Origin of the sequence: Bacillus infantis (genome assembly GCF_008180445.1) — a bacterium.
GTDB lineage: Bacteria > Bacillota > Bacilli > Bacillales > Cytobacillaceae > Bacillus_AB > Bacillus_AB infantis_B.
This window is the reverse complement of record NZ_VTER01000002.1, coordinates 431,274-455,537: the sequence shown is the minus strand read 5'-3', so window position 1 is coordinate 455,537 and position 24,264 is coordinate 431,274. Positions and strand designations below refer to the sequence as shown.

Below are 24,264 nucleotides of genomic sequence, written 5' to 3'. Positions count from 1 at the left end.
GTTTACGATGAAATATTTTGATTATGCTGCGACGTCTCCATTAGATCAGGATGCGGCAAATGTATTTGTGAAAGCGGCCGGGGAATATTTCGGCAATACAGGCAGCCTGCACGACACCGGCAGCCGGGCAGCTTCCCTTCTCGAAAGCTGCCGTTCCCAGCTGTCACTCGTGCTCGGTGCCGATAAAGAAGGGATTTTTTTTACAAGCGGGGGAAGCGAGGGGAATTTCCTTGCCATCCATGCACTGCTTTCTGCTGCAGAAAAGAAAGGAAAGCACATCATAGCAGGCAAGGCAGAGCATTCTTCTGTCCACAGTACACTCAGGCGGCTTCAGGATGAAGGCTGTGATATAACTCTCCTGCCTTTTGATGAAAAAGGAAGAATCAGAATTTCCGACTTTGAAGCTGCCATAAGGGAAGATACAGTGCTGGCTGTCATCCAGCACAGCAATTCCGAAATCGGGACCATCCAGCCAATGATGGAAATAAGCGCTCTTTGCCGGAATAATGGAATTCTGCTGCACAGCGATATGGTCCATTCTTTTGGGAAAATAGAGCTGGCCGGCATTCTTGGACATGTCGACAGCCTTTCAATTTCTGCCCACAAATTTTGCGGACCTAAAGGGGTTGGAGCTGTATACATCAGACCCGATCTTTCCTGGAAGCCTTATTATCCAGGCAGTGCGCATGAGAATGGTTTCAGGCCAGGCACTGTAAATGTCCCAGGGATAGCGGCTATGACAGAAGCCGCAGGCAAGGCATACCGCTCCTTGGCTGACTTTTCGGCGCTTGCTGAAAGGCAGAGGAAAGAATTTCTTGCCGTGCTGAAAGAGGCGGACCTCCCTATTACGGTATATGGTTCCGGCTTTCCCGGGGAGCAGCTTGCCTCTACGGTCGGTCTTGGGATCAGCGGGATTGAAGGACAATGGGTGATGCTCGAATGCAATCGGAGAGGATTTGCGATATCAACAGGAAGCGCCTGCCAGACAGGCATGCAGATTCCTTCCAAGACCATGAAGGCGATGGGGATAGAAGATGCTGCAGCAAAGGAATTTATCCGTATTTCCTTTGGGCGGGATTCTTCCTTTGAGGAAATCAGAGAACTTGGCAGCACAATTGCCGGCATCATCAGGAATTACAGCCGGCATAAGCGTGCCGCTGATTGATCGCTTTCAGGAAAATGCTGTGTTAAAATGGTTCATTATAAAAGGTGTTAGGAGAGTTTTGTATGAACGGACAGAAAAAAGTTCTGGGGGATGAACGGCGCTCTATGCTGCTGGATCTCCTGAAATCCCGCCAGGAGCCAGTCACAGGGAGCGAGCTTGCCAGAAAAGCGAATGTCAGCAGGCAGGTCATCGTCGGCGATATCACGCTTCTTAAGGCAAAGAATGAGCCGATCATTGCCACCAGCCAGGGATACCTCTATCTTCAGCAGGTCCCTCCCGCCCAGCTGTTCGAACGGACGGTCGCATGCTCCCACTCTCCAGACAAGACAGAAGAGGAGCTGAATCTGCTTGTAGACCACGGGGCAACTGTTAAGGATGTGAAGATTGAGCATCCTGTATATGGGGACCTCACAGCATCCATCATGGTGTCCAACCGGCGGGAAGTCAAACAGTTTTTGGAAAAAATCAGGAAAACGAATGCTTCCTTCCTCTCAGAGCTTACCGGAGGCTTTCACCTCCATACCATCACCGCTCCTTCTGAGGCAATTCTGGATGCTGCAGAACAGGCCCTTTCGGAAGCTGCTTTCCTCGTTGACCTTCCATAGAGCGGATATTCATCTTAAACAGGCAAAAGGCCGGGCTACAGAAAGCCCGGCCTTTCTTTTATGTTGTTAAAGCGCATTGGATGCCTTATCCTTCGTTTTCCTGCCAATCTGGTAATACGGATAGCTTCCCAGTATTTTCACTCCGCATCCCAGCGCTTCCAGCTCTGCTACCGCTCCAGGTATCAGGATATCATCGGCTTCCATATCAATATCAATGATGAAAAAATAATTGCCAAGCCCCGTTTTCATCGGCCTTGATTCAATCTTGGTCAAATTCAGCTTTCTCCAGGCAAATGCAGATAAAACCTGATGAAGCGCACCTGCCCGGTCTGAAGGCAAGGTGGCCATAACGGTCGTTTTAAAGCCCAGCGCCTTTGTTCTTTCAAGCTTGACAGGCTTTTTCGAAATAACAGCAAAGCGGGTGTGGTTATATTGAAAATCATGAATATCCCTTTTCACAATAACCAATCCATATTCCTCTGCCGCGAGTTCATTGGCAATGGCGGCTGCCTTCATTTCCGGATTCTCTTTCACAAATTGCGCGGCAGCAGCCGTCGAGGTCATATTTTCTGACGGGATGCCCCTCAAATCCTGGTGCAGGAATTTATGGCATTGGGCGATTGCATGAGAATGGCTGTAAATGATTTCAGTATCCTGCCACTCTTCTGCATGCTCCGGATGCACCATCAGATGCTGGCTGATTGGAGCCGTTATCTCTCCGCAGATCGGCAAATCCACTTCGTGAACCAGATAATCCAGCGTAATATTGACAGATCCTTCAAGCGCATTCTCAATCGGAACAACCGCAAAATCAATTTCACCATTCAAGACCGCGTCCATGCAGCCTGGAATGGTGCGGTAAGGGATAGATTCCATACCCGGAAACATCTCCCTTACTGCCAAGTCAGTGAATGTAGCCTTTGGCCCAAGATAGCCTGCTTTCATAGTCAATACTCCTCCCAAACAGATCCACAGTCCTTTTTATATACTTTAACACTTTACACTATGTATGTCCTTATTTTTTCAGGCCTGGAATGGATAAATCTGAACAATCGTGCTGACATTGCACCCCTAATTTTAAGGCTTTGTTAAACATTATTGTTGATTTTGGGCTCATTTTAGCCAGATATTCAGCTGTGCTGAAATGCGTGTGAAACAGAGTTTCACACACATGAGCCCAAAATCAACAAGGTATACTAACACAGCCAATTTTAAAAAAAGGCGCCGGGAATATGGCTATGCACCTGATCCCAGCACCTCTACTTTTTCAACAAATTCCAATTTTCTCAGCCTGGCCAAAAGCTCATCGATCTCAATTCCCATCCCGCTCGTATTGAGAGACATGGTGACATTCGCCCTGCTCTGCAGAGGGATGGTCTGATGAATCGTTAAAACATTGCAGCCTGAGGATGCAACAATCCCAAGGAGCTGTGATAATGTCCCTGATCTGTCCTCCAAATGGAAAAACAGAGTGATGAGACGCTCTTTGATCACAGTATGGAAAGGAAAGACCGTATCCCGGTACTTATAAAAGGCACTTCTGCTTAAGTCGACCTTCTGGACAGCATCCCACACCGATTCTGCTTTCCCTCTATCAATCATTTCCTTCGCTTCAAGCGTTTTTTTCATGGCTTCCGGAAGGACATCTTCACGGACCAAATAAAATTTCCTATCTGACTTATCCTGTCTCATTCCTTTCACCCCTTCGCGTAAAGCAGTGTCTATGTATGTATAATTTTCCCTTGAAAAAGCCATGAAGCCTGCGCCGGCCCATCAGGGTTCTCCGGCGCAGCGGCTTTATATACTACTCAACAAATTCGAATTCAAACTCAAGCAGCTTGATCGTGTCGCCATCCTTGGCTCCGCGTTCTCTCAGTGCCTCGTCCACGCCCATGCCCCTCAGCTGGCGCGCGAAACGGCGGACAGATTCTTCCCGCGAGAAATCGGTCATCTTGAACACTTTGATGACTGCATCGCCGGAAAGGACAAAGCTGCCGTCCGGATCCCTAGTAATCACAAACTCAGTCTGAGGTTTTTCATGCTTATAGACAACCCGGTTAATTCCGTTATCTTCTTCTTCATCTTCCATGAGAGGGAATTCAGGCGTTTCCTCGATCTTGTCTGCCACAGCAAACAGCAGATCCCTGAGGCCCTGCCTTGTAAAAGCAGAGATCGGGAAGATCGGATGATCATCAGTCAGCCTGCTTTTGAATTCCTTGAGATTTTCTTCAGCTTCCGGCATGTCCATTTTATTGGCTACAATGATCTGCGGACGCTCTGTCAGGCGCAGATTATACTCTTTCAGCTCTTTATTGATCGTGAGATAATCCTCATACGGATCACGGCCTTCCACTGCTGCCATATCAATAACATGGACAATGACACGGGTCCTTTCAATATGACGGAGGAATTGATGCCCCAGTCCAACACCTGAGTGCGCCCCTTCGATCAGCCCGGGCAGGTCTGCCATTACAAAGCTTCTTCCATCTTCTGTTTCAACCATCCCTAAATTAGGGGCGATCGTTGTAAAATGGTATTCAGCAATCTTCGGCCTTGCTGAAGAAACAACCGAAAGCAGGGTGGATTTCCCGACACTTGGGAAGCCGACAAGCCCTACATCAGCAAGAAGCTTCAGTTCAAGGACTACTTCACGCTCCTGGCCAGGCTCGCCATGCTCTGACAGCTCCGGCGCAGGATTGGCAGGAGTAGCAAATCTGGTGTTGCCCCGCCCTCCGCGTCCGCCTTTTGCGATGATGGCCCTTTGCCCATGCTCAGTCAGGTCTGCAATTACATCATTTGTATCTGCATCAGTCACAATCGTTCCAGGCGGAACCTTGATGATCATATCCTTTGAATTTCTGCCATGCTGATTTTTGGACATTCCATGTTCCCCGCGGGATGCTTTGAAATGGCGGTTATAGCGGAAGTCCATGAGTGTCCGAAGACCTTCTTCCACCTCAAATACTACATCTGCACCCTTGCCTCCGTCTCCGCCGGCAGGGCCGCCCTTAGGCACGTACTTTTCACGGCGGAAAGCAACCATCCCGTTGCCTCCGTCGCCGCCTTTCACATATATCTTCGTTTGATCGACAAACATATTAAAAACTCCTCCTGTCTGCTTTATGTACACAAAATTGCGAAGCTACAGCAGTAAAAATCTGCTTTGCCCTAAGCAACGCGCAGCGGCATCTTTCCGCAGCATATCCCTTCAGGGCACCCAGCTACTCTAATCCCCTGCTGAATGGCATAAACACTTCCAGTGCCAGCTCCTGCTCTGACAGCTCCTCCATCTTCATCCTGATGGCCTGGTGCTGCTCTCCCAGATAAGATCTGATCGATTCTCTCTCTGTTATTATTCCGCTAAAATCAAAAAACAAACGGATTCCATCCTCCTGAGGCTCTATCAATACCGATAAATGGTTATCATGAAAGGGTTTGACCGAATCGTCCAGCCTTGCAAAAAAGGACCTTGTCCAGCTCTCCAGGAACTGGTCATCCAGTTTTCTGCACTTGACATCATCCAGCACCTCATAATCAATCTGGAACGAATGGTTTTCCCAATTGTAGGTAAACAGCAGGGAGGCAAATTGGGGAATATTCAAGTTGGAAAGCTTTGCTTCATTCTGGGCTTCTACAACGATTTCATCGATGATTTCCTTGGCTCTGTCATATTTGCTTAGGGAAAGATTTCCTTTAATTAATTGTATTTTATTCATCCAGTCATGGCGTGCATGCCGCAAAACCTCAACTGTGCTCCAATCTTTTTCCATAAATGCACTCCTACACAATTATTAGTGTCATAAGATTGCCTGCTGATAGTATATCAAAAAAGAAGATGGGAGTAAGCAATTTCCTTTAAAAATGGCTTTGTTAAACATTGTTGCTGATTTTGGGCTCATTTTAGCAAGCTGTGCTGAAATGCGTGTGAAACAGTGTTTAACACGAATGAGCCCATAATCAACAAGGTACACTAACACAGCCTTAAAATTAAAATATCCCGGCAGCCGGGCACAAGCCGGCGAACCGTGGAAAAGCCACGGCAGCCCGATGGGGATCCATGCCCTTTCCGCGGTCCACGCTTGATCAGCAGCCCTATAGCTGGAATCGCATCTAAAGGAAAAAAGAAAACTCTAACCTGTCGGTTAGAGTTTTCTGTGGTAAGCTTAAGCTTCTTGAGCAGCTGGATAAACGCTCACTTGCTTGCGGTCACGGCCTACACGCTCGAACTTGACAACTCCGTCCACTTTCGCGAAAAGAGTATCGTCGCCTCCGCGTCCAACGTTCACTCCAGGGTAGATCTTTGTACCGCGCTGACGGTAAAGGATAGAACCGCCGGATACGAATTGACCGTCTGCACGCTTAGCGCCAAGGCGCTTAGAGATTGAGTCACGGCCGTTCTTTGTAGAACCTACTCCTTTTTTAGAAGCGAAAAACTGAAGATCTAATCTTAGCATTTGTTTCACCTCCTATTTTTTGAAGGTTATTTTTATGTGCTTGCCATACTCGCGCTCAATCGTCTCCAATGAAACAATCATGCCTTCCAGCAGAAGCTGGACTTTCTCTTGCGTCTCTTCAGGAAGATCCTGCGGAATGTCGCATCGGAGAAAGCCGCTGTCTCCCTGTTCGATGTCGGGCTCGACTCCTGTCAGCGCCATGATGCTGTTGATGGCACCGATGGACACTGCAGAAGCGCCTGCACATACGATATCTTTGCCATGGTTGGCAAAAAGGGCATGCCCGCTCAATGAAAAAGACCTGATGCGGCCGGCTTCAGTACGAATAATCGTCGTATGGATCATACAGCCAAACCTTATGCGTTGATCTTTTCGATCACAACTTTAGTGAACGGCTGACGATGACCTTGCTTTTTACGATAGTTTTTCTTCGCTTTGTATTTGAAGACAATGATCTTCTTTGCACGGCCTTGTTTTTCAACTTTAGCCGTTACAGTAGCGCCTTCAACTACAGGGCTTCCTACCTTTACATTGTCGCCGCCTACGAATAAAACTTTGTCAAAAGTAACTGTTTCGCCTTCTACAGTGTCCAGCTTTTCGATGAAGATAGCTTGGCCTTCTTCAACTTTGATCTGCTTTCCACCAGTTTCGATAATAGCGTACATGAACTGCACCTCCTTATAGACTAAGACTCGCCAATTGCAGGCGTTTTGCAAAAAGCAAAAACTTGAATACCTGCTCTGAGCGGTTGTAGCTTGGTGCGCTACAAACATAACATAAGAATACTATCATATATTCAGAGAGTGTGTCAATACGTTATCCCGGTTTTAAATCAGGAAGCTTTATTGCTTTTTATGCTTTGCTTCAATTTCCTTCATGCTTCCCAGCTGGCGGATTTCATAAAAAGGAGTCCTTGAGTCTTCTGCAGCGAAAAAGAGCCTGATGCCGCATGTTTCTTCCAGCCTTTTCCGGTGGATCTCCTGCTCGCCCGAAAAAACATCCAAAACGTCTGCAGAAAGCCTGATCAGGGCAGCTTCATAATCGCTTCCCCGCTGTTCCCAAAGCTCCCGCTCAAGCCGGAAGGCCGCTGTTTCTGCACTGACCATACGCCCAGTCCCTTCACAGGCCGCACACTTGACCGTAAGTGATTCAGAAAGGGCAGCCCGCGTCTTTTTCCTTGTAATCTGCAAAATGCCAAGCGGAGTGAACCCGACGATCCTCGTCCTCCGCTCATCTTTGCGGAGCTCTTTTTCCATCACCCTTGAAATATGCTGCCGGTCTCTTTCCTCTTTCATATCAATGAAATCAATCAGGATCATGCCGCCGATATCCCTGAGCCTAATCTGCCTTGCAGCCTCTGCCGCCGCCCATTCATTGGTCCTGAGAACCGTGTCGCGCAGATTTTCCCGGCCGGAGTATTTTCCTGTATTCACATCGATGACAGTCAGTGCCTCTGCTTCGTCAAAGATAAGGTAGGCCCCATTATCAAGCCAGACGATTTTTTTTAGCGCCTTATCGATTTCCTGATCAAGATTATAGGCAGAGAAGATGCTTTCCTTGCTGTTATAGTAACGGACTTCAGACTCTGCCGCTGCTTTTTCCAGTTTCTGCTTTACAGCAAGGTCGTCAACCACAACCTCGCCGGCTCCAAGCCTGGCCACCTCAGCTGCCGCTTCCTCCAGGAAGGTTTCTTTTTCAGCAAGCTTTGCAGGCTTCTTTACAGAAGCAGCCTTTTTAGCAAGCTCAAGGTGCTCTGCACGAAGCTCCTCCAGTTCTTTTTGGAAGTCTTCTTCAGATGCTCCTTCAGCAGAAGTACGGAGGATGAGCCCTTCTTCTTCTTCCTTCAGTTTCATCCCGAGCGTTCTCAGCTCTTCCCTTGCAGAGTCATCCTCTATTTTCCTTGAAACAGCCACATACCGGCCAAAAGGCATATAAATAAGCTTTTCGCCCTGAAATTCAATGATATTGGTAAGCCGGGGACCTTTCGTGCCTGCTGCATCTTTTTCAACCTGTACAAGCAGTTTTTCACCTTCACGGACAAAAGAGGAGATTGATTTTTTGTCTTTCTTCTCTTTGTCTTCGGCTGAACGCACATATGACGCGAGCCTGTCGCGGTGAAGAAACCCGCTCTTTTCTTCCCCAATCTCAACGAAGGCAGCATTCATCCCAGGCAGCACCTTTGCGACCGTCCCGAGATAAATGCTGCCTACTGCGGATAGATTTTTCGGCTGGTCGATGATCACCTTTTCCGGCTTGCCCGATTCATTAAGAACTGCATAGCGTTTTTCTCTTGTTGCATAATTGATGACTAATTTTTTCAACTTTATTCCCCGCTTTGATATATCTAAAAATCTTTGTCTATTATTATCAAGCTTTAATAGGCATAAAGCAAATCAGCCATCCGGGCAGTGGTGAGCTTTTCGGAAAAATAAGCATGAAGGAGCTCATTCTCATCAAGCGCTGCATGCTCCTTTCCATCCTTTTCCACAATAATCGGATGCTTGGTGCCGCGCTGGAAACGTTCAAGCACTTCGACAACCATCTCATCCTCCTTGACGATCAATGGCTTCAGTACTTTGAATTCATTCCGGTTTCCATAATACCGCTCCAGCAGGAATCGCATAAAAATAAACCGCCGCTGCTTCCATTCAAAATGCAGGGAAAAAAGCAGGAAGCCGAGCACAATCCAGACATTCGGATTAAGTGGTGCTGACAGCAGCATAACCGCAGCAAAAATAAGGGCCGCCCCAAGTGAAATCCTTAAGGCCTGTTTGTGGGCATCTGGGAACGCCTTCTTTTGGGAAAGATATAAAAACAGCAGCTTCCCCCCATCAAGCGGCCAGATAGGCAGGAGATTGAAGATCAGGATCATGATATTATATTGAAAAAAAAGCTCAAACAGTGCCCCGTCCAGCACTGACAGCCTATAAAGAATATAGGAAAGGGCGATCAGCCAGACATGCTGAAGAGGCCCTGCCAAAATAACGGCCGCTTCTTCCTTCAGCGGCCTGTTTCCATGCTCATCCATTTCGGCTACTCCGCCAAATGGAAGCAATGATATTCTTTTTATTCGCCATGAAAAGCGGGCTGCCGCCCAGGCATGACCCATTTCGTGCACAAAGACAATCAGGAGGAGCATCATCACCTCCTGAAAACGGGCCGTTGCCACTGCCAGCCCGATGACAGCCCACAGCAGGGGATGAATGTGGACATACCGGAATAGACTGAGCATTTTAGTCAAATTGCATCACCTGGATCGGATCGATAAAGTCATCGCCTTGCTTTAGCGCAAAATAAAATGATCCTTTGCCGCTCTCCGGCACTTCGGCGGCTGTTCCCACTGCGACACCTTTGCCGATATAATCATAAAGATTGACCTTGATTTCGCTCAAATTCCCATACCATGTCTCAGTTTTATCAGCATGCTGGACAATGACGGTTTTTCCGAATCCTTCTTTATTGCTGGCAAACTTAACAAGCCCCTCTTCTACTGACTCCACATTTGCATCCATTGCAATCTCAATCGTCACCCTCTGGCCTGTCTCATCGAACTCCTCAAGGATTTTGCCGGAGGCTGGGAGCGCATATTCCTGGGCGGGAGTTGACTCGTCCCTCTCCTTTTTTGAATCCGTAAAAGGCACCAGCGCCAAAGGCTCCCCGAACTGCTCTTCATACCATTCCGACACAGCCGCAAACTGAAAATCAGTCTCCATCGTTTTGGCCACAAAGTTTTTGGCCGGCTCGAAGGCAGCCGACGGATTCTTGAAAAGGATGGCTGTGACTAGAACGAGGCATGCTGATGCCAGCAGCTTAAAGAAAAATACTTCTTTTTTAAAAAGGGGATGCTCTCCTTCAGGAGAGGAAGCTTCATAAGCAGGCATCTTTCCAAACCCGTGCTTTTCTTCCTCTTCTGCCCAGGGAAGCCTGTGCTGCAACTGTTTATTGATCCGTTCCTGGTCTTTTTTCCGCTTTTCGATTCTTTTGCGTATTTCATCTGCTCTTGAACGCATGATCTCCCCACCTGTCCCTAAACTGATTTGTACAAGTCTATGAGGGGGTTGGGGGGAGTATGACATTTTGGGGGAGAAAGAGGTTGGGGACTGGGGAATATTTATGATTGAAGACTGTGTAAAAAATCGCAAACAAAAAAGCCGGATTACCGACTTTTTTGACTGTAGACAAATTTTTAAAAATAGACTTTTGGTTGCATTTAGTATGAGGCTGTTGATTTGCGTTCCAGGCACTTCGCTTTCCGCGGGGCGAAGTTGAGCCTCCTCGCGCTGCGCGCTGCGGGGTCTCAACTTTTCCGCTGCAATCCCGCAGGAGTCTTCGTGCCTTGCACTCCAATCAACAGGGTTTTTAAACTTTTTTGGCACCAAATTGCAAAGTTAAAAGATTTCATGCAAATAGACTATTTGAAATTAAAATTCTTAATAATTTTTATATTCAAAGCTAGCTTTCTCGCTCCTATTTCACACCAAAGAATCTTTTCAGTTTGGTGAGCATGCCTGTGTTTTCTTGTTCGAGCTGCTGGAGCGGAACGGCTTCGCCGAGGATGCGGCGGGCGATGTTGCGGTAGGCGACGGATGCTTTGCTGTTCGGGTTGAGTGCGATCGGTTCGCCGTGGTTTGATGCTTTGATGACTTCGTCGTCATCTGCCACGATCCCGATCAGGTCGATGGATAGATGGGCCGTGATTTCATCGACATCCAGCATATCGCCATTTTTCATCATATGGCTGCGGATCCTGTTGATGACAAGTTTGGGCGCTTCGACATTCTCTTCCTTTTCGAGCAGGCCGATGATCCTGTCGGCATCACGTACAGCTGAAACCTCGGGAGTCGTGACGACAATCGCCTTGTCTGCCCCGGCAACAGCATTCTTGTAGCCTTGTTCGATCCCTGCCGGACAATCGATAATGATATAATCATAGTCCTGCTTCAGCTCTTCTACCAGCTTTTTCATCTGTTCAGGATTTACAGCGGTTTTATCACTTGTCTGGGCAGCAGGCAGCAAATAAAGAAGGTCTTCAAAGCGCTTGTCCTTCACAAGAGCCTGATGGACCTTGCAGCGGCCTTCGATGACATCCACCAGATCATAGATGATGCGGTTTTCAAGCCCCATCACCACGTCCAGGTTGCGCAGGCCGATATCTGTATCAATCAGGCAGACCCGCTTCCCCTGCAAAGCCAAAGCTGTTCCGATGTTGGCGGATGTAGTCGTTTTGCCGACACCGCCTTTGCCTGAGGTAATTACAATAGCTTCTCCCACACTAGTGTCCCCCTTCCAATCTCGTTAAGTTTGGTCTGAGATGCATTAAAACCTGCAATCTATCAACTATCATTTGTTCATTTTCGTCTATGTAGGCACATTCCATTTCTCTCATGTCCTCATCCTTGCTGTGATCAGGCGCCCGGTTGATGCAGTCGCTGATCCTTAGCTGGGAAGGCCTCATCATGCTTGCCGCTATGACTGCCTGCCTGTTTCCGTAGCAGCCGGCATGGGCGATTCCTTTTAAGCTGCCCATGATGAAAATGCTTCCTCCCGCCATGACAGTGCCGCCGGGATTCACATCCCCGATCAGGAGCAGGTCGCCAGGAACTTCAAGGACCTGCCCCGAGCGGATGATTTTTGCCACCGATATAATCTCATTTTCTTTCTTTTCCCTGTCGGCTTCTTCCTTAGTCAGAACATTTGAGCTGACTGAATCCACTACAAAGTTCTTCTTTGACCTGATCAAGTCCTTCAGCTCTTCCTCCTGATCAGCGGTAAGATAGCGGTTTCCTGCCTGCACCCTTACAGACATAAGTGGACGGTCTACATTGGTTCTCGCGCTTTCGGAGAGCTTTCTATCAAGCTCCTTTTTCAGTTCCTCATAGGAACAGGAGTCGTCCAGATGAAGAGTCAGGCCGTCCTTTGTCCCTTTTATTGTCACATTCTGAGTTTTCTTCATTGCAAGATGTTCACCTCAATTAGAAAAACCTGGCATGTGCCAAGTCATTTCAGCCGGCTGGCCGGCTTTACATCCCCATCCGGAACAGCCATGCTGCTCCTTAAGAAGATTTGAGCCATGCGCCATACAAAAGATGTATGCCTTTTCTGCGGCTCCACATAATACAATTCGACATAAGCTCACAAAATCCTTTTTTCGCCTGTGCAGTTTTACATGCTGCCATATTATTTTTATCGGCTGGCCACAAGCTTTTTCAATATCACTGGCCGTATTCATCAAGCTCGCGTGCAAACTTTTCGAAAAACTTCTTAAAAGGAAAGGATACCACAACGATGAAAGCGAGATTCAGCACAAGCGTCGGCAGCAGCCTCTGCTGCAGGAACACTGAAAACTCCATGTTTGTGCGGTGAATCAGGAAATTCATTTCGTACACACCCAGTTCCAGAAGCGCCAGTTCAAACAGAGTGATAAGGGCAACCACAGCCAGATTGGTATGCAGGATCCGGATGATTTTGGACGCAATATAGGCCAGCAGCGGCAGCATGAATAAATAGATGCCGATGATATCTGTATACACAATATCAAACAGCAGGCCGAAAATCAGCCCATAGATAATCCCATGTTTTTTACTGCCGTAGATGGTCAGGAAAATGATGATGACCGCCAGAAAATGCGGGACCATGATCCGTTTGCTGTTATACAATTCTGCAGACAGCAGCTGGACAAAAACGCTGTCCAGGACGAAAAAAAATAAAACGAGAAGAGGAAGAAGAAACCGTTTCATTCTCTATTCCTCCTCTTCTTCCAACTTGTCCAGGTCGGGCTTCTCCATTGATAGCTTTGCGACCATTACATGCTCTATATCATAAAAGTCCGCTCCAGGCTTTACATATGCAGTCTGGTTCAAGCCAAACTCATCGGGAACGACCTCTTCCACGACCCCAACAGGCAATCCGGATGGAAACACGCCGCCAAGTCCTGAGGTTGTGACGATTTCCCCTTTTTTAATTTTTGCATCATACGGAATCCGCTTTAGCAAAAGAAGCTTTTTCTTTGTATCATAGCCTTCAATGGTCCCATAAATCTTTTCATTGATAACGGCTGAAATCCGGTTGGCTGGATCGGTGCTGCTAAGGAGCTGAACACTGGCAGAAAGATTGCTCGTATTTTTCACTTTCCCGATTAAGCCGCCGGCTGTTATAACAGCCATATCTTTCTTCAAGCCGTCTTTTTCACCTTTATTGATAATCAGCGTCTCTTCCCAGCGGTCAGGATTCCTTGCTATTACAGTTGCCTGGATGGGCTTATATTTGCTTAAATCACCTTTTTTATCGAGTATCGTCTGCAGTTTTTCATTCTCATCCTTCAAGCGCTGGACATCGGCCTCAAGCATGGCAAGCTGATCAAGCCTGCCCTTCAATTCCTTGTTTTCTTCATATGTATTCTGCAAGTCTTTCACATTTTCGAAGAATCCGGCAACATAGCTTGCCGGCCTGGAAACGATGGTCTGCGCCCAGCTCGCTGTATCTTTCACAAATTGCTCTGCCCATGAAAGCTTTTCCCTTTCTTTCAGGGAAAATCCGATTAATGCCACCAGAATAATGATACTGACAAGCAGGATGATCAGGCGTTTATTCAGGAAAAACTGTGGCATGGTTCACACCTCTATTTCTTTAAAAAGAAGAGACTCCAGGATAAAAGCGAATGACTGCTTCATGCCCGGAGCCGCCCTTTTTTGTTATTAATAAGAATCTTTGGATTTGTTTTTAAATAAGTGAATATGGTCAAGTGCCTTCCCAGTGCCGATTGCCACACAGTCAAGCGGATTTTCAGCGATAAGGACCGGCATTTTTGTTTCCTCTGCAATCACCTTGTCCAAGTTACGGAGAAGTGCTCCTCCGCCAGTCAGCACAATCCCCCGGTCCATGATATCAGCAGCCAGTTCAGGCGGCGTCTTTTCCAGGGTGACCTTTACGGCATCCACAATGCTATAAACAGTATCACGAAGGGCAGCGGCAATCTCCTCAGCTGTAATTTCAATCGTTTTCGGCAGTCCTGTCAAAAGGTCACGGCCGCGGATTTCCATGTTCTCAATGCCTTCAGGCTCACCGGCGGAGCCGATCTCCATTTTAATGCTTTCAGCGGTCCGGTCGCCGATCATCAGGTTATAAGTTTTGCGGATATAATTGATAATCGCATCATCCATTTCGTCCCCCGCAATACGGATGGACTGGCTCGTAACGATGCCGCCAAGTGAAATGATGGCCACTTCAGTCGTCCCGCCGCCGATGTCGACAACCATGCTGCCTGTCGGCTCCCAAACAGGGAGATTTGCACCTATTGCAGCAGCAAACGGCTCTTCAATCGGGTAAGCGTCGCGGGCACCAGCCTGGCGTGTAGCATCAATGACGGCGCGCTGTTCTACAGCAGTAATGCCTGAAGGCACACAAACCATCACATAAGGCTTGCCTGCAAAGAAGCCCTTCTTGACAGCCTGTCTGATATAATATTTCATCATAGTAGCAGTTGTTTCATAATCAGCGATAACGCCGTCCTTCATAGGACGCATCGCCACTACATTGCCCGGCGTACGGCCGATCATATTTTTCGCATCATTGCCGACAGCTACAATGCTTTTAGTATCTGTCTGCATGGCAACCACAGAAGGCTCCCTTACAGCGATTCCTTTTCCTTTTACATAAACGAGTGTATTGGCAGTCCCCAAGTCGATTCCAAGATCCCGTGTTCCGATTCCAAACATAGCTGTATCTCCCTTTCTGATACGAAATGCAATTTTTTTTAAGGTGATTTTTATATTCGAAGAAGGCTGAAAATGCAGCCTATTTAGCAGTTGGCAGACTTATTCTAGTCTAAAAAATCATAAATTATATTATATCCTAACAATCGGTAAAATCATAGTGTTATAAATAACCTTTTTCCTTTAAGCTGACATATTTGTTTTCCCCGATGATCAAATGATCGAGCACATCAATGCCGATGATTTTCCCGCACTCCGCCAGCCTCTTCGTGACTTCTATATCCTCCCTGCTGGGAGCAGGGTCGCCAGAAGGATGGTTATGGATGCAGATGATAGACGCAGCCGACCTCCTGAAGGCCTCCTTGAAAACCTCCCTGGGATGAACGATCGAAGCATTCAGGCTGCCGATGAAAATCGTCTGCTTATGGAGCACCTGATTCTTTGTGTTCAGATAAAGGCAGACAAAATGCTCCTGTGAAAGGAAGCGCATGTCATTCATGACATATTTGGCGCCGTCCTCAGGTGAACGGATCACAAAGCGGTCATCATAAGAAAGGCTGGAAATTCGCCTCCCTATCTCGACCGCGGCCAGCACCTGAATGGCCTTTGCCATGCCGATCCCTTTGATGCTGGTCATCTCATCAAGCGTTGCATCCTTCAGGAGGCGGAGGCCTTCAAAATGGGTAAGAAGCCTGTTTGACAGCTGGAGCACAGACTCCTCTTTAGTCCCGGTCCTGAGCATAAGAGCAAGAAGCTCATGATTGGACAGGCTTTCCGGGCCATTCTGGATAAAGCGCTCGCGCGGCCTCTCATCCTGCGGAAAATCACGGATCATCAATGATTCAGTTTTCAATATGGTTCCTCCCTTGCCGGCGGGAAAGGGAGGCAGATGATCGTTCAGTATTTAAAAAGGCAGAGTGAATCCGGCCTTTTTCAATTCTCTTGCTGTTCTTGAAAGCGGAAGCCCGACGACCGCGAAATAATCACCGCTGATCCGCTTCACCAGCGTTGCACCCAGCCCCTGGATTCCATAAGACCCGGCCTTGTCGAAGGGCTCGCCGCTTTCGATATATGCCGACTTTTCGTCATCTGTCAGCTCCCAAAATTCCACATCCGTTTTTTCGTAATATTCAACCTTGCTTTTTTGTGGAGTAATAATTGATACTCCGGTATAAACCGAATGGACTCTGCCGGACAAACGCGTCAGCATTTCAAATGCCTCGCTGCGCCCTTCCGGCTTACCTAGAATAAGACCGTCTGCAAAGACAATCGTGTCCGAACCAATGACAAATGCAGCTGGATTTTTCCGGGCGACAGACTCCGCTTTCCTGGAAGAGAGCTCCATGACAACATTTTCGGGAAGCATTCCCGGTTCGAATGTTTCGTCCACATCACTGCTGGAGACTTCAAATTTCAGCTGAAGATTTTCAAGAAGTTCTTTTCGCCGTGGAGAAGAAGAGGCTAATATGAGGTTCTGCAAAAAAATCACCCTATCCTTTACTTGTATCATTTTGGGAGATACAAACTAATCGTACCAAAATTTATAGGTTCTAACAATTTTTAAAAGAGTTTTGTCAAAAAAAATGGGAGCTTGTCGAATGAAGTCCGACAGCCCCCTATAATGTGCGATATTTCCTGGAAAATATTCACCCTTTTATTAAAGGGCAGTGTATGCTGCAATGAATGACAGCAGATGCTGCTGAATCGCGTAATAGCCTTTTTCATCCGGGTTTTTCTGATAGCTGGCAATCAGCTCTGCCGCTTCTGAAAGCTCCTTCTGCATGACCCCCACACGATCCGCAGAAAGCTTAGCTTCATCAAATCCTGCAAGCTGTGCTGATACATCGGCCGCCTGCTTTAATGCTTCTTCCGGAATCGCAGCTCCGGGTGTAACAGCACCCATTCCTGCAGCCATGGACGAATATATTCCTGGAGCCGCTTGCAGGAATTTTTTATCTTCCTCCTGCAGCTTATCAAGTGTTTTTCCGCCTGCAGCCAATTCCTTTGCGAATGCATCCATGCCCTTGCTCTTATAATCAGTTCCAAGCTGTTTCGCGTCTTCCAGTGACCCTGCAGCTCCAAGGAAGAGATATGATTTTCCTTCCATCTCCATCAGCTGTGCAGGAGCACCTTTCTCAAAAATCGCACTTTGGATCTTTTCAGCCGCATCCTTCGTTGAAAAAACACCGCCCTGAACAACAAAAACCGTAAGAGGCTCAAGGGCCAAAGTATCGTTTCCGGCTGTGCTTCCCTGATCGGTGCCGCTGACAGTGCCTGCTGTTGCCTGCGCAGCTCCTTCAGGCTCTTCAGCACTTCCGTCATGGATCACCATCTTCAGCATTAAAAAACCAAGGCTTGTCCCGAACAGGACAGCAAAGAATACAGAAATGACAACTGAACGGACCAGTGCCTTCTGATTGGAAGGCTTCCCCGGTGAGTTTAAAATACTGCCTTTCTTTCCGCTTCCTTTTTCCGTCTTCGCGGCAACCTTGTATTCCTTCGGTTCTCGATCTTCCTCCATTATTTCAGGGAGGATCCAGTCAAACTCGTCATCTGCCGCTTCCCTGGCAGGAGCTGCCTCCAATTCAGCCAGGTCCTCGTTTGCTGATAGAAGGTTCCCCTCTGCAGACTCTTCTTCCGCATTCTCTAAGTGCTGCACTTCTTCTGCAGGATTTCTTTCCTTTTGAGCCGTTTTGTCTTTCATATGCACAGCTTCCCGATCCTTGCCATTCAGCTTGATCGTAATGGTCCGTCCGTTCCCTCGGTTTTCCACAGCTTGTCCTCCCCGTGTCGATTGCTGGATTTGCCTTCATCCTAACACAGGGGCAAAAAAAAATAACAAGACTTTTGTCGTCTTGTTATAGGATGCTTTCGTCAAATTTTTTAGTTGTCTTTCACAATCAAATCCACTGACAGCTCATGCACCGGAATCGGCTTGCCCGAAGCGCCATTATAAGAGCAAAGATTGCGATTTTCGCCGTACAGGCATACCGCCCTGATATGCTCCCCCTCTATTTCTACAAAGCTGGCGTCTGAGGGTTCAACATAATTGCCCGTATAGGGGTCTTTAAAAGCTTCCATGAAGCCGGCTTCTGAAACCATACTGAAAGTGATCCGCTGAGCGAGTGTATTGCCGCTGGTCACTTCATGCTTCACAAAATAGCCCGCTGCCTCATTTAAGGCATAGGCATTGCCGACAAAGGCTTTATCTCTTGATTTCTGGATTACATTCAATATGGAGACAGTTGCGATTGCGGCAACAATGCCCAATATCACAATGACAGCCAGCAATTCTATTAATGTCAATCCTTTTTCATTTAGTCTAGCAAAGCTCTTCTTCATACTAGACCCCGTTTCTGTAGACTAGATTAAGGCTGAGTATCTTCTTCCGCTTCAATACTCTCCTGACTCGAAAATCCGCTCAGTGGATTTTGCTTATTTGATACAGCCGGGACATCCAGCGGCGGCAGCTCTTTTTGCAGTTCTTCAAGGGAGGGATAATAATAGGCTGCAAGAGATAACTCAAATTCGACTTTTTCAGTTTCCTGCTCTACCGAGTAGATTTCATCAAGGCCTGTGAAATTTAACGCCTCTACTTTGACTATCCTTTTAAGGGATTCCAGGCTTTCAATAAAGCGCTCCAGTTCAAAATAGGTTTCTGCTTCCCCGCCGAGCGAGAGTGTGATTTGCCGGATGCCATTAGGGAGCTGTTCTTCGCCAACTACAGCAGCAGCTTCTGTAGAATCTGTCTCTTCTCCTTCTCCCACAGGTTCTTCTGCAGATGCTGTCTCCAGCAGGTCAACCTCTTCGTCTGCTTCAGTACCGTCCAGCCTCAATTCCAGTATATTGGAAGCTGAAATAACCTCCGCTTTTTCAATGTCCAGCAGCAGCTGATCGAGCAGCCTTTTTACAGGGACTTGCTTTTGCAGTTCCATCGTAGTTAAAATTGTTTTTTCATTCGTTTGTGTTAGATTACTTTCCACAATCGCTAATTGCTGATTTGCCATCTGAAGCTCATTCTGCTTCCTCGAAAGCTGGTCATGAAGCGGCAAGGCAAATATATAATAACCACCAGCAGCAAGTCCTAAAGCTAAAAATAGTCCGGTTATCATAATAATTAGGTGTTTTTTAGATAATTGAAGGTTCAAGGTGCTGTCCCCCCCTCATTATCTTTTTCATTAGCCTTCCATTCGGCCTTAAGCTGTTCCGGATTGATTTTAAATTCGTAAAGCGCATAATACCTGGGAAGGTAGCCAAGATCTAAGGCTGATACCTCGGAATCTCCCTCCACTGCTTCATTAATGGCTTCAGCGGTCTTGGCTTCCTTAAGGACCGCTTCATCAAGCCAGCCTAATGTCAGCAGAGAGTTAAGATAATAGGCAGCCTCGCTTTTTGTATCAAACTGCACACCTAATTTGATTAAGTTGTCCTCATCCATTTCAAATTCAGCGATATAGCCTCTGTCAGGAAGTATTTTTGTAATTTCCTGAAGAACATAGACCATGCTGAAAGGCTGTTTTTCCGCCCATGCAATCGCTTCTTTTAGCTTTTCGGCAGCATTTGATGATTCAAATTCTGTCAGTTTGGCATTTTGAATTTCGAGGATAGCATTTGTCTGGGCAATCTGCTTTTCTACTTTACTGATTTCTTCCTTTTTGCTTCCTGTATAGAGAAAAAGTAAAGCAGCTGCGGCTGCCAGCAATAGCAGCATGGCTCCAGAATAGATGTAGACCGACCGGCTTCGCTTTTCTTTTTTCGGGAGCAGGTTAATATCGACAAGCATATTCTACACCTCTTTTAAGCCTAGGCCGACGTTAAGGTTGAATTGAGGAAGGAATGATGGCTTTTCCCCTAATTCTGCCGGGTCTGCTAATAAGACAACCGGTGCATCCAGCCGGCTGTTAAGTTCTTCATGTAGTTTCCCTAGCCAAGGATGGTCCCCATCTACCAGAACTCTTGTAATCTGCCTGTTTCCCTGATGAAGGGAATAGCGGTAAAAGCTCATTACCCGGTCAAGCTCTTTGTATATATCCTCCAGCGGACTGATAATTTCCTCTTTATCACCAAGGTATGTCAGCTGATTCCCAGGTTCCAGCTCCCATTTGCCGCTGTCTATATCCATCAGCAAATGCCGCATAAATACCGGCTTATGATTTTCAAAGATGCTAACATTAACCTGCTGGATGTCTACTTGAACCATCATGAGGTTTTCCTCTGAATCTAGCAGATCCAATTCATAATAAAGGCGATACAGCGCAAGGCATGAAATATCCGCAAGAACAGGCTTCAGCCTGGCTTCCTCGAAAACGGAAACATATTCATGAACGACTTCCTCAGGAGCAGCAAAAAGCAGGATTTCCTTCGTTCCACTTTCGGCAGTTTCTAAAATTGTATAATCAAAAACCGGGTCTTCAAAGGGCAGATGTATGGATGTGCCAAGCTCCATATAAAGATAGCCTTTAATTTCTTCGGCAGAAACATCTTGAGGGATGCTCAACTTTCTAATAATAATTACAGGATCGGGCACTAGGAAAGCAATCTCCTTGCCCTTGATTTTCCACTCTGAAATGCATTCTTCCAGAATGGCTGTCAAGGTTTCCGAATCCTGGATTTTGCCTTCTCTTATTATACCGTTCGGCAAATACCGCTCTTCTGACCGCAGGACTTGAGGTTCTTTATTATTTTTTAATTCGGCCATCCGGACTACATGGTCCTTGACCGTTATGTTGATCACTCGATTTTTGCCGAACGATATAAGAGGTGCCATAATTAACTTAACTCCTTACATGAATGAATAAAGATACCAATGAAGCAATCTGTCTCCCCAAAAATAAGCTGTCAGGCAGCCTAATGCTATGTATGGGCCGAATGGAATCGGCTTGCCTTTTTCAATTTTCCCGGTAAGCAAGCCGGCAATTCCAAAGAAAGCGCCAAAAAGGGTTGCAAGGAAAAATGTTAATAATACTGTTTTTATTCCCAGAGCCAGGCCTATTACTGCAAACAGCTTGATGTCTCCTCCTCCCATGCCGCCCTTGCTGACCACGGCTATGAACAGAAGCAGGAAAAATCCTGCCGCAGCCCCGGCTGCAGAATCCCACCAAGGAGATAAGGGGATAAATATCCGCTCCAATAAAAAAATCACTGCAAACACTAGCAGGACTTTGTCGGGAATAATCATATACTTGATATCTGACACAAACACGATGACCAAAAGCGAAATCAGCGTCCATGCAATGGCCAGTTCAAATGTCCAGCCCATCACTAACGGGGCGAGCACAAATAATAATCCGGTTGATAATTCAACAGCAGGATATAGAGGAGAAACCGGCGCCTTGCAGCGCCGGCATTTCCCTCCCTGCAGCAGATAAGAAACAACCGGTATGAGCTCAAACGGCCTTAAAGTATGCTGGCAATAAGGACAATGAGATCTTGGCTTGACTATCGACTGCTTCAACGGAACCCTCAGGCCGACTACGTTGTAGAAGGAGCCTAGGAGGAGTCCGTAGAGTAAAACTATTAAACTCAACAATATTATCCACCTGTAACTGTTCCTATTACTTTAGTACCTTTCTTGGACTCATTAATCTGCTCTACCGTAGCATCATTAAAAGTAATTGTTATATTTCCGGCTACACCTGAGCCATTAATTTTATAATCTTTACCGTCATAAGTAACAGAGTAATCCTTTGCTAAAGATACTTTTTCAACATACTGCTCTAAATCATCATCCGGAATAGTTGCTGTACCAGCATCAGCCAACGGATTTGCTGCCACATAAACCTTAGCTGCATTCAATACAGCTATTGCATCCGCCTTTACTGCATCTTCCTTAGACTTCTGGATAATACCGCCAATACTAGGAATTGCAATCGCCGCAATAATCCCCAAAATAACAATAACTGCCAATAACTCGATCAGTGTCAGTCCTTTTTCATTTTTGAGTTTTTGAGCTTTTTTAAACATTTTATTCTCCCTCTCATATGAGTTTTCGCCTATTACTTTAGTAGGTTAACCCTATTATACTAGATTCTTCAAATAACAAAAGTCGAAAATGTAATTTTTTTGCAAAATTTTGTTGTCAGCCGACATGGTTGAATATTTCGAACATCGGCACCATGATGGATGTTACGATTGTTCCGACGATACCGGCTAAAAATACAATCATAAGCGGTTCTATCAAGGATTTTAGGCGGTCGGTGGTGCTCTCTACTTCTTTTTCATAGAAATCTGCAACCTTTGAAAGCATTTCGTCCAGCGATCCTGATTCTTCTCCGATAGCGATCATTTGTGAAACAAGCGGCGGGAAGACCCAATGTTTGCGCATCGGTTCTGTAAGGGATTTTCCCTGTTCCAGGGAGGTCCGGGATTTTTGAAGGACCTTTGCCACCACTTCATTTTCGACGATATTCTCAACTATGCTAAGAGCCTGAAGGATGGGGACTGAGCTTGCAAAAAGCGAGCTGAGGGTTCTGGTCATCCTGGCCAATGCAGCCTTCTGGAGCATTTTGCCGAAAATAGGGAGCCTGAGCAGGAAATAATCAAAATAGTATTTCGTATTCTTGTTATTCCTGATAACCGATATCCCAACAAATATCAACACAAACAATAGTATGACTAGCCACCAGTATTTCTGCATAAATTCACTGGAATTGAGAACGAATTGCGTGATGGCCGGCAGTTCTCCCCCAAAGTCCTGGAACATCTCCACAAACGTCGGGACAACGCTCACAAGCAGGAAAATTACTACTGCAACTGCTATAATGCCGACTGCAATAGGATAGGCAAGGGCAGATATGATCTTCTGCTTTGTAAAATGCTGCTTTTCATAATGAACTGCCAGCCTCTCCAGGGTATCATCCATGTTTCCGCCTGCTTCGCCTGCTTTAATCATATTGACAAACATACTGGTGAAAACCTTTTTGTGCTTTGCTGCAGCATCAGATAGAGAATTCCCCTCTCTTAAATCCTGCTCGACAGCAGCAAGCGCTTTTTTGAGTGCCTTGCTTTCTGTTTGCTGAGAGAGTATGCCGGTTGCATCCACGACCGTGACTCCTGCCCTGAGCAGAGTGGCGAATTGTCTTAAATAGATAACAAAGTCCTGTAATTTAACCGGATTGCCGATTGATATCTCTTTAGTCAGCAATGTTTCAGGAATTTCGTTAAGATCTAGAATCCTTATACCTGATTCTTTCAGCTGAAGCATCGCTTCCCTTTTTGAAGCAGCTGTTACAATCCCTGATTTCTTTCCTTTTAAGTCACGGCCGCTGTATTTATACCGAGCCATATCAATTCACCTTTTCCAAAAGATAAGGCATTGCTGCCTCTTTCGAAACCTGGCCTGTCTGGACAAGTTCCTTGATGCTCGTGTCCAGTGTATGCATGCCAGCCGCTTTTGAAGTCTGCATGATACTGGTAATCTGATGGACCTTTTCGTTGCGGATAAGGTTGGCTACAGCTGAATTATTGATTAATATTTCAGTTGCAGCTTTCCTGCCTTTATTATCCGCCAATGGAAACAGCCGCTGCGAAATGATGGAGACCAGGACAGAAGCAAGCTGTATTCTGATTTGAGCCTGCTGGGAAGGCGGGAAAACATCGATTATCCGGTTGATCGTGGCAGGTGCACTCGAAGTATGAAGAGTGCCGAGGACAAGATGTCCGGTTTCCGCCGCCGTGATTGCCGTTTGTATCGTTTCCAGATCCCTCATCTCCCCGACCATGATCACATCGGGATCCTGGCGCAGCGCTGCCCGCAGCCCGTTGGCAAAATTGCTGGTATCCAGGCCGACTTCACGCTGGTCGATGATGCAGTTGCCGTGTTTATGGAGGTACTCGATTGGATCTTCCAGTGTAATGACATGCTTTCTCATCGTCCTGTTCATAAAATCAACCATCGATGCCAGAGTAGTTGATTTGCCGCTTCCTGTCGGCCCTGTCACAAGGACGAGGCCCTGAGGCTTGCCGGCCACCTTTTTTAGGACAGGCGGAAGATCCAGTTCATCAAGGGCTGGAATTTTCGTCGGCACTACCCTCACTGCAAGCGCAATGCATGAACGCTGATGATAGGCGTTAACGCGAAATCTTGAAACACCCTGCACACCATACGAGAAGTCCAGCTCTCCCTTTTCTTTGAACCTCTCCCACATATGGGAAGGAATCATTTCCTTTGCCATTGCTTCTGTATGAGCAGGGAGCATCGATTCTTTTCCGTATCTCTTCATCTCGCCATTAATGCGAAAAATCGGGGGAACTCCGACTGTTATGTGAATGTCTGAAGCTTTCAGCTCAAAGCCTGCTTTCAGCAGGAGGTCTACTTTTTCCGTCATATC

Annotated in this window: 28 protein-coding genes and 1 other annotated feature; of the genes, 2 read left to right on the top strand and 26 right to left on the bottom strand. The window is 46.7% G+C overall.

Annotated elements, in window-relative coordinates; translation table 11 throughout:
• Positions 1–7: 7 nt before the first annotated feature.
• A complete protein-coding gene (locus FZD51_RS04520) occupies positions 8–1,165 on the top strand; it encodes an IscS subfamily cysteine desulfurase (RefSeq protein WP_148973663.1) in 1,158 nt (385 codons plus the stop codon).
• Between the two features lie 62 nt (positions 1,166–1,227).
• Entirely contained in the window at positions 1,228–1,770 is a 543-nt protein-coding gene (locus FZD51_RS04515; protein WP_009796110.1) for a transcription repressor NadR, read from the top strand.
• Positions 1,771–1,836: 66 nt separating this feature from the next.
• On the opposite strand, the gene pheA is transcribed toward FZD51_RS04515, so the two are convergent.
• The 26 genes from pheA to FZD51_RS04385 all read right to left on the bottom strand — a co-directional run bounded on the left by pheA (position 1,837) and on the right by FZD51_RS04385 (position 24,261).
• The gene (pheA, locus tag FZD51_RS04510; protein WP_148973662.1) at positions 1,837–2,715 is read right to left on the bottom strand and encodes a prephenate dehydratase; all 879 of its coding nucleotides are present in this window, start codon (positions 2,713–2,715) and stop codon (positions 1,837–1,839) included.
• 291 nt (positions 2,716–3,006) lie between these two features.
• Entirely contained in the window at positions 3,007–3,462 is a 456-nt protein-coding gene (locus FZD51_RS04505) for an ACT domain-containing protein (protein ID WP_035403585.1), read from the bottom strand.
• Positions 3,463–3,574: 112 nt separating this feature from the next.
• A complete protein-coding gene (obgE, locus tag FZD51_RS04500) occupies positions 3,575–4,867 on the bottom strand; it encodes a GTPase ObgE (protein WP_148973661.1) in 1,293 nt (430 codons plus the stop codon).
• A gap of 124 nt (positions 4,868–4,991) precedes the next feature.
• A complete protein-coding gene (locus FZD51_RS04495) occupies positions 4,992–5,540 on the bottom strand; it encodes a sporulation initiation phosphotransferase B (protein WP_148973660.1) in 549 nt (182 codons plus the stop codon).
• 393 nt (positions 5,541–5,933) lie between these two features.
• Positions 5,934–6,224 (bottom strand): 50S ribosomal protein L27, encoded by a 291-nt coding sequence (gene rpmA, locus FZD51_RS04490; RefSeq protein ID WP_009796105.1) that lies wholly within the window; start codon positions 6,222–6,224, stop codon positions 5,934–5,936.
• Between the two features lie 12 nt (positions 6,225–6,236).
• On the bottom strand, positions 6,237–6,569 hold the full coding sequence (locus FZD51_RS04485) for a ribosomal-processing cysteine protease Prp (RefSeq protein WP_148973659.1): 333 nt from the start codon (positions 6,567–6,569) through the stop codon (positions 6,237–6,239).
• A gap of 11 nt (positions 6,570–6,580) precedes the next feature.
• Positions 6,581–6,889 (bottom strand): 50S ribosomal protein L21, encoded by a 309-nt coding sequence (rplU, locus tag FZD51_RS04480; protein WP_009796103.1) that lies wholly within the window; start codon positions 6,887–6,889, stop codon positions 6,581–6,583.
• Between the two features lie 13 nt (positions 6,890–6,902).
• Positions 6,903–6,984: a sequence feature (ribosomal protein L21 leader region), on the bottom strand.
• Between the two features lie 82 nt (positions 6,985–7,066).
• Positions 7,067–8,545 carry an Rne/Rng family ribonuclease gene (locus FZD51_RS04475; protein WP_148973658.1) on the bottom strand — a complete coding sequence of 493 codons (1,479 nt, stop codon included), beginning with the start codon at positions 8,543–8,545 and terminating at the stop codon, positions 7,067–7,069.
• A gap of 53 nt (positions 8,546–8,598) precedes the next feature.
• Positions 8,599–9,465 (bottom strand): M50 family metallopeptidase, encoded by an 867-nt coding sequence (locus FZD51_RS04470; protein WP_148973657.1) that lies wholly within the window; start codon positions 9,463–9,465, stop codon positions 8,599–8,601.
• The gene (locus FZD51_RS04465) at positions 9,458–10,234 is read right to left on the bottom strand and encodes a M23 family metallopeptidase (protein WP_148973656.1); all 777 of its coding nucleotides are present in this window, start codon (positions 10,232–10,234) and stop codon (positions 9,458–9,460) included. The genes FZD51_RS04470 and FZD51_RS04465 overlap by 8 nt, the downstream gene beginning before the upstream one ends.
• A 457-nt stretch (positions 10,235–10,691) precedes the next feature.
• On the bottom strand, positions 10,692–11,495 hold the full coding sequence (gene minD, locus FZD51_RS04460) for a septum site-determining protein MinD (protein WP_009796097.1): 804 nt from the start codon (positions 11,493–11,495) through the stop codon (positions 10,692–10,694).
• A 1-nt stretch (position 11,496) separates the two neighbouring features.
• The gene (minC, locus tag FZD51_RS04455; protein WP_148973655.1) at positions 11,497–12,177 is read right to left on the bottom strand and encodes a septum site-determining protein MinC; all 681 of its coding nucleotides are present in this window, start codon (positions 12,175–12,177) and stop codon (positions 11,497–11,499) included.
• Positions 12,178–12,436: 259 nt separating this feature from the next.
• Positions 12,437–12,961 (bottom strand): rod shape-determining protein MreD, encoded by a 525-nt coding sequence (gene mreD, locus FZD51_RS04450; protein ID WP_009796094.1) that lies wholly within the window; start codon positions 12,959–12,961, stop codon positions 12,437–12,439.
• Between the two features lie 3 nt (positions 12,962–12,964).
• A complete protein-coding gene (gene mreC / locus FZD51_RS04445) occupies positions 12,965–13,831 on the bottom strand; it encodes a rod shape-determining protein MreC (protein ID WP_148973654.1) in 867 nt (288 codons plus the stop codon).
• Between the two features lie 87 nt (positions 13,832–13,918).
• Positions 13,919–14,938: a rod shape-determining protein gene (locus FZD51_RS04440; RefSeq protein WP_009796092.1), complete on the bottom strand. Its 1,020-nt coding sequence runs from the start codon at positions 14,936–14,938 to the stop codon at positions 13,919–13,921.
• Between the two features lie 160 nt (positions 14,939–15,098).
• On the bottom strand, positions 15,099–15,770 hold the full coding sequence (gene radC, locus FZD51_RS04435) for a RadC family protein (RefSeq protein WP_009796091.1): 672 nt from the start codon (positions 15,768–15,770) through the stop codon (positions 15,099–15,101).
• A 69-nt stretch (positions 15,771–15,839) separates the two neighbouring features.
• Positions 15,840–16,415, bottom strand: a complete 576-nt coding sequence (locus tag FZD51_RS04430; protein WP_148973653.1) for a Maf family protein — start codon at positions 16,413–16,415, stop codon at positions 15,840–15,842.
• A 177-nt stretch (positions 16,416–16,592) separates the two neighbouring features.
• Positions 16,593–17,708 carry a hypothetical protein gene (locus FZD51_RS04425; protein WP_148973652.1) on the bottom strand — a complete coding sequence of 372 codons (1,116 nt, stop codon included), beginning with the start codon at positions 17,706–17,708 and terminating at the stop codon, positions 16,593–16,595.
• Between the two features lie 110 nt (positions 17,709–17,818).
• Positions 17,819–18,277 (bottom strand): type II secretion system protein, encoded by a 459-nt coding sequence (locus FZD51_RS04420; RefSeq protein ID WP_148973651.1) that lies wholly within the window; start codon positions 18,275–18,277, stop codon positions 17,819–17,821.
• Between the two features lie 26 nt (positions 18,278–18,303).
• A complete protein-coding gene (locus tag FZD51_RS04415; RefSeq protein WP_262380690.1) occupies positions 18,304–19,083 on the bottom strand; it encodes a pilus assembly protein PilO in 780 nt (259 codons plus the stop codon).
• The gene (locus FZD51_RS04410) at positions 19,080–19,718 is read right to left on the bottom strand and encodes a PilN domain-containing protein (protein ID WP_148973650.1); all 639 of its coding nucleotides are present in this window, start codon (positions 19,716–19,718) and stop codon (positions 19,080–19,082) included. Before FZD51_RS04410 ends, FZD51_RS04415 begins: the two co-directional genes overlap by 4 nt.
• Before the next feature lie 3 nt (positions 19,719–19,721).
• Positions 19,722–20,702, bottom strand: coding sequence for a type IV pilus biogenesis protein PilM (gene pilM / locus FZD51_RS04405; protein ID WP_148973649.1), 981 nt, complete (start codon positions 20,700–20,702; stop codon positions 19,722–19,724).
• 15 nt (positions 20,703–20,717) lie between these two features.
• On the bottom strand, positions 20,718–21,461 hold the full coding sequence (locus FZD51_RS04400) for a prepilin peptidase (protein WP_148973648.1): 744 nt from the start codon (positions 21,459–21,461) through the stop codon (positions 20,718–20,720).
• 5 nt (positions 21,462–21,466) lie between these two features.
• Positions 21,467–21,898, bottom strand: a complete 432-nt coding sequence (locus tag FZD51_RS04395) for a prepilin-type N-terminal cleavage/methylation domain-containing protein (protein WP_148973647.1) — start codon at positions 21,896–21,898, stop codon at positions 21,467–21,469.
• 115 nt (positions 21,899–22,013) lie between these two features.
• Positions 22,014–23,219, bottom strand: a complete 1,206-nt coding sequence (locus FZD51_RS04390; protein WP_148973646.1) for a type II secretion system F family protein — start codon at positions 23,217–23,219, stop codon at positions 22,014–22,016.
• Between the two features lies 1 nt (position 23,220).
• On the bottom strand, positions 23,221–24,261 hold the full coding sequence (locus FZD51_RS04385; RefSeq protein ID WP_148973645.1) for a type IV pilus twitching motility protein PilT: 1,041 nt from the start codon (positions 24,259–24,261) through the stop codon (positions 23,221–23,223).
• Positions 24,262–24,264: the final 3 nt, after the last annotated feature.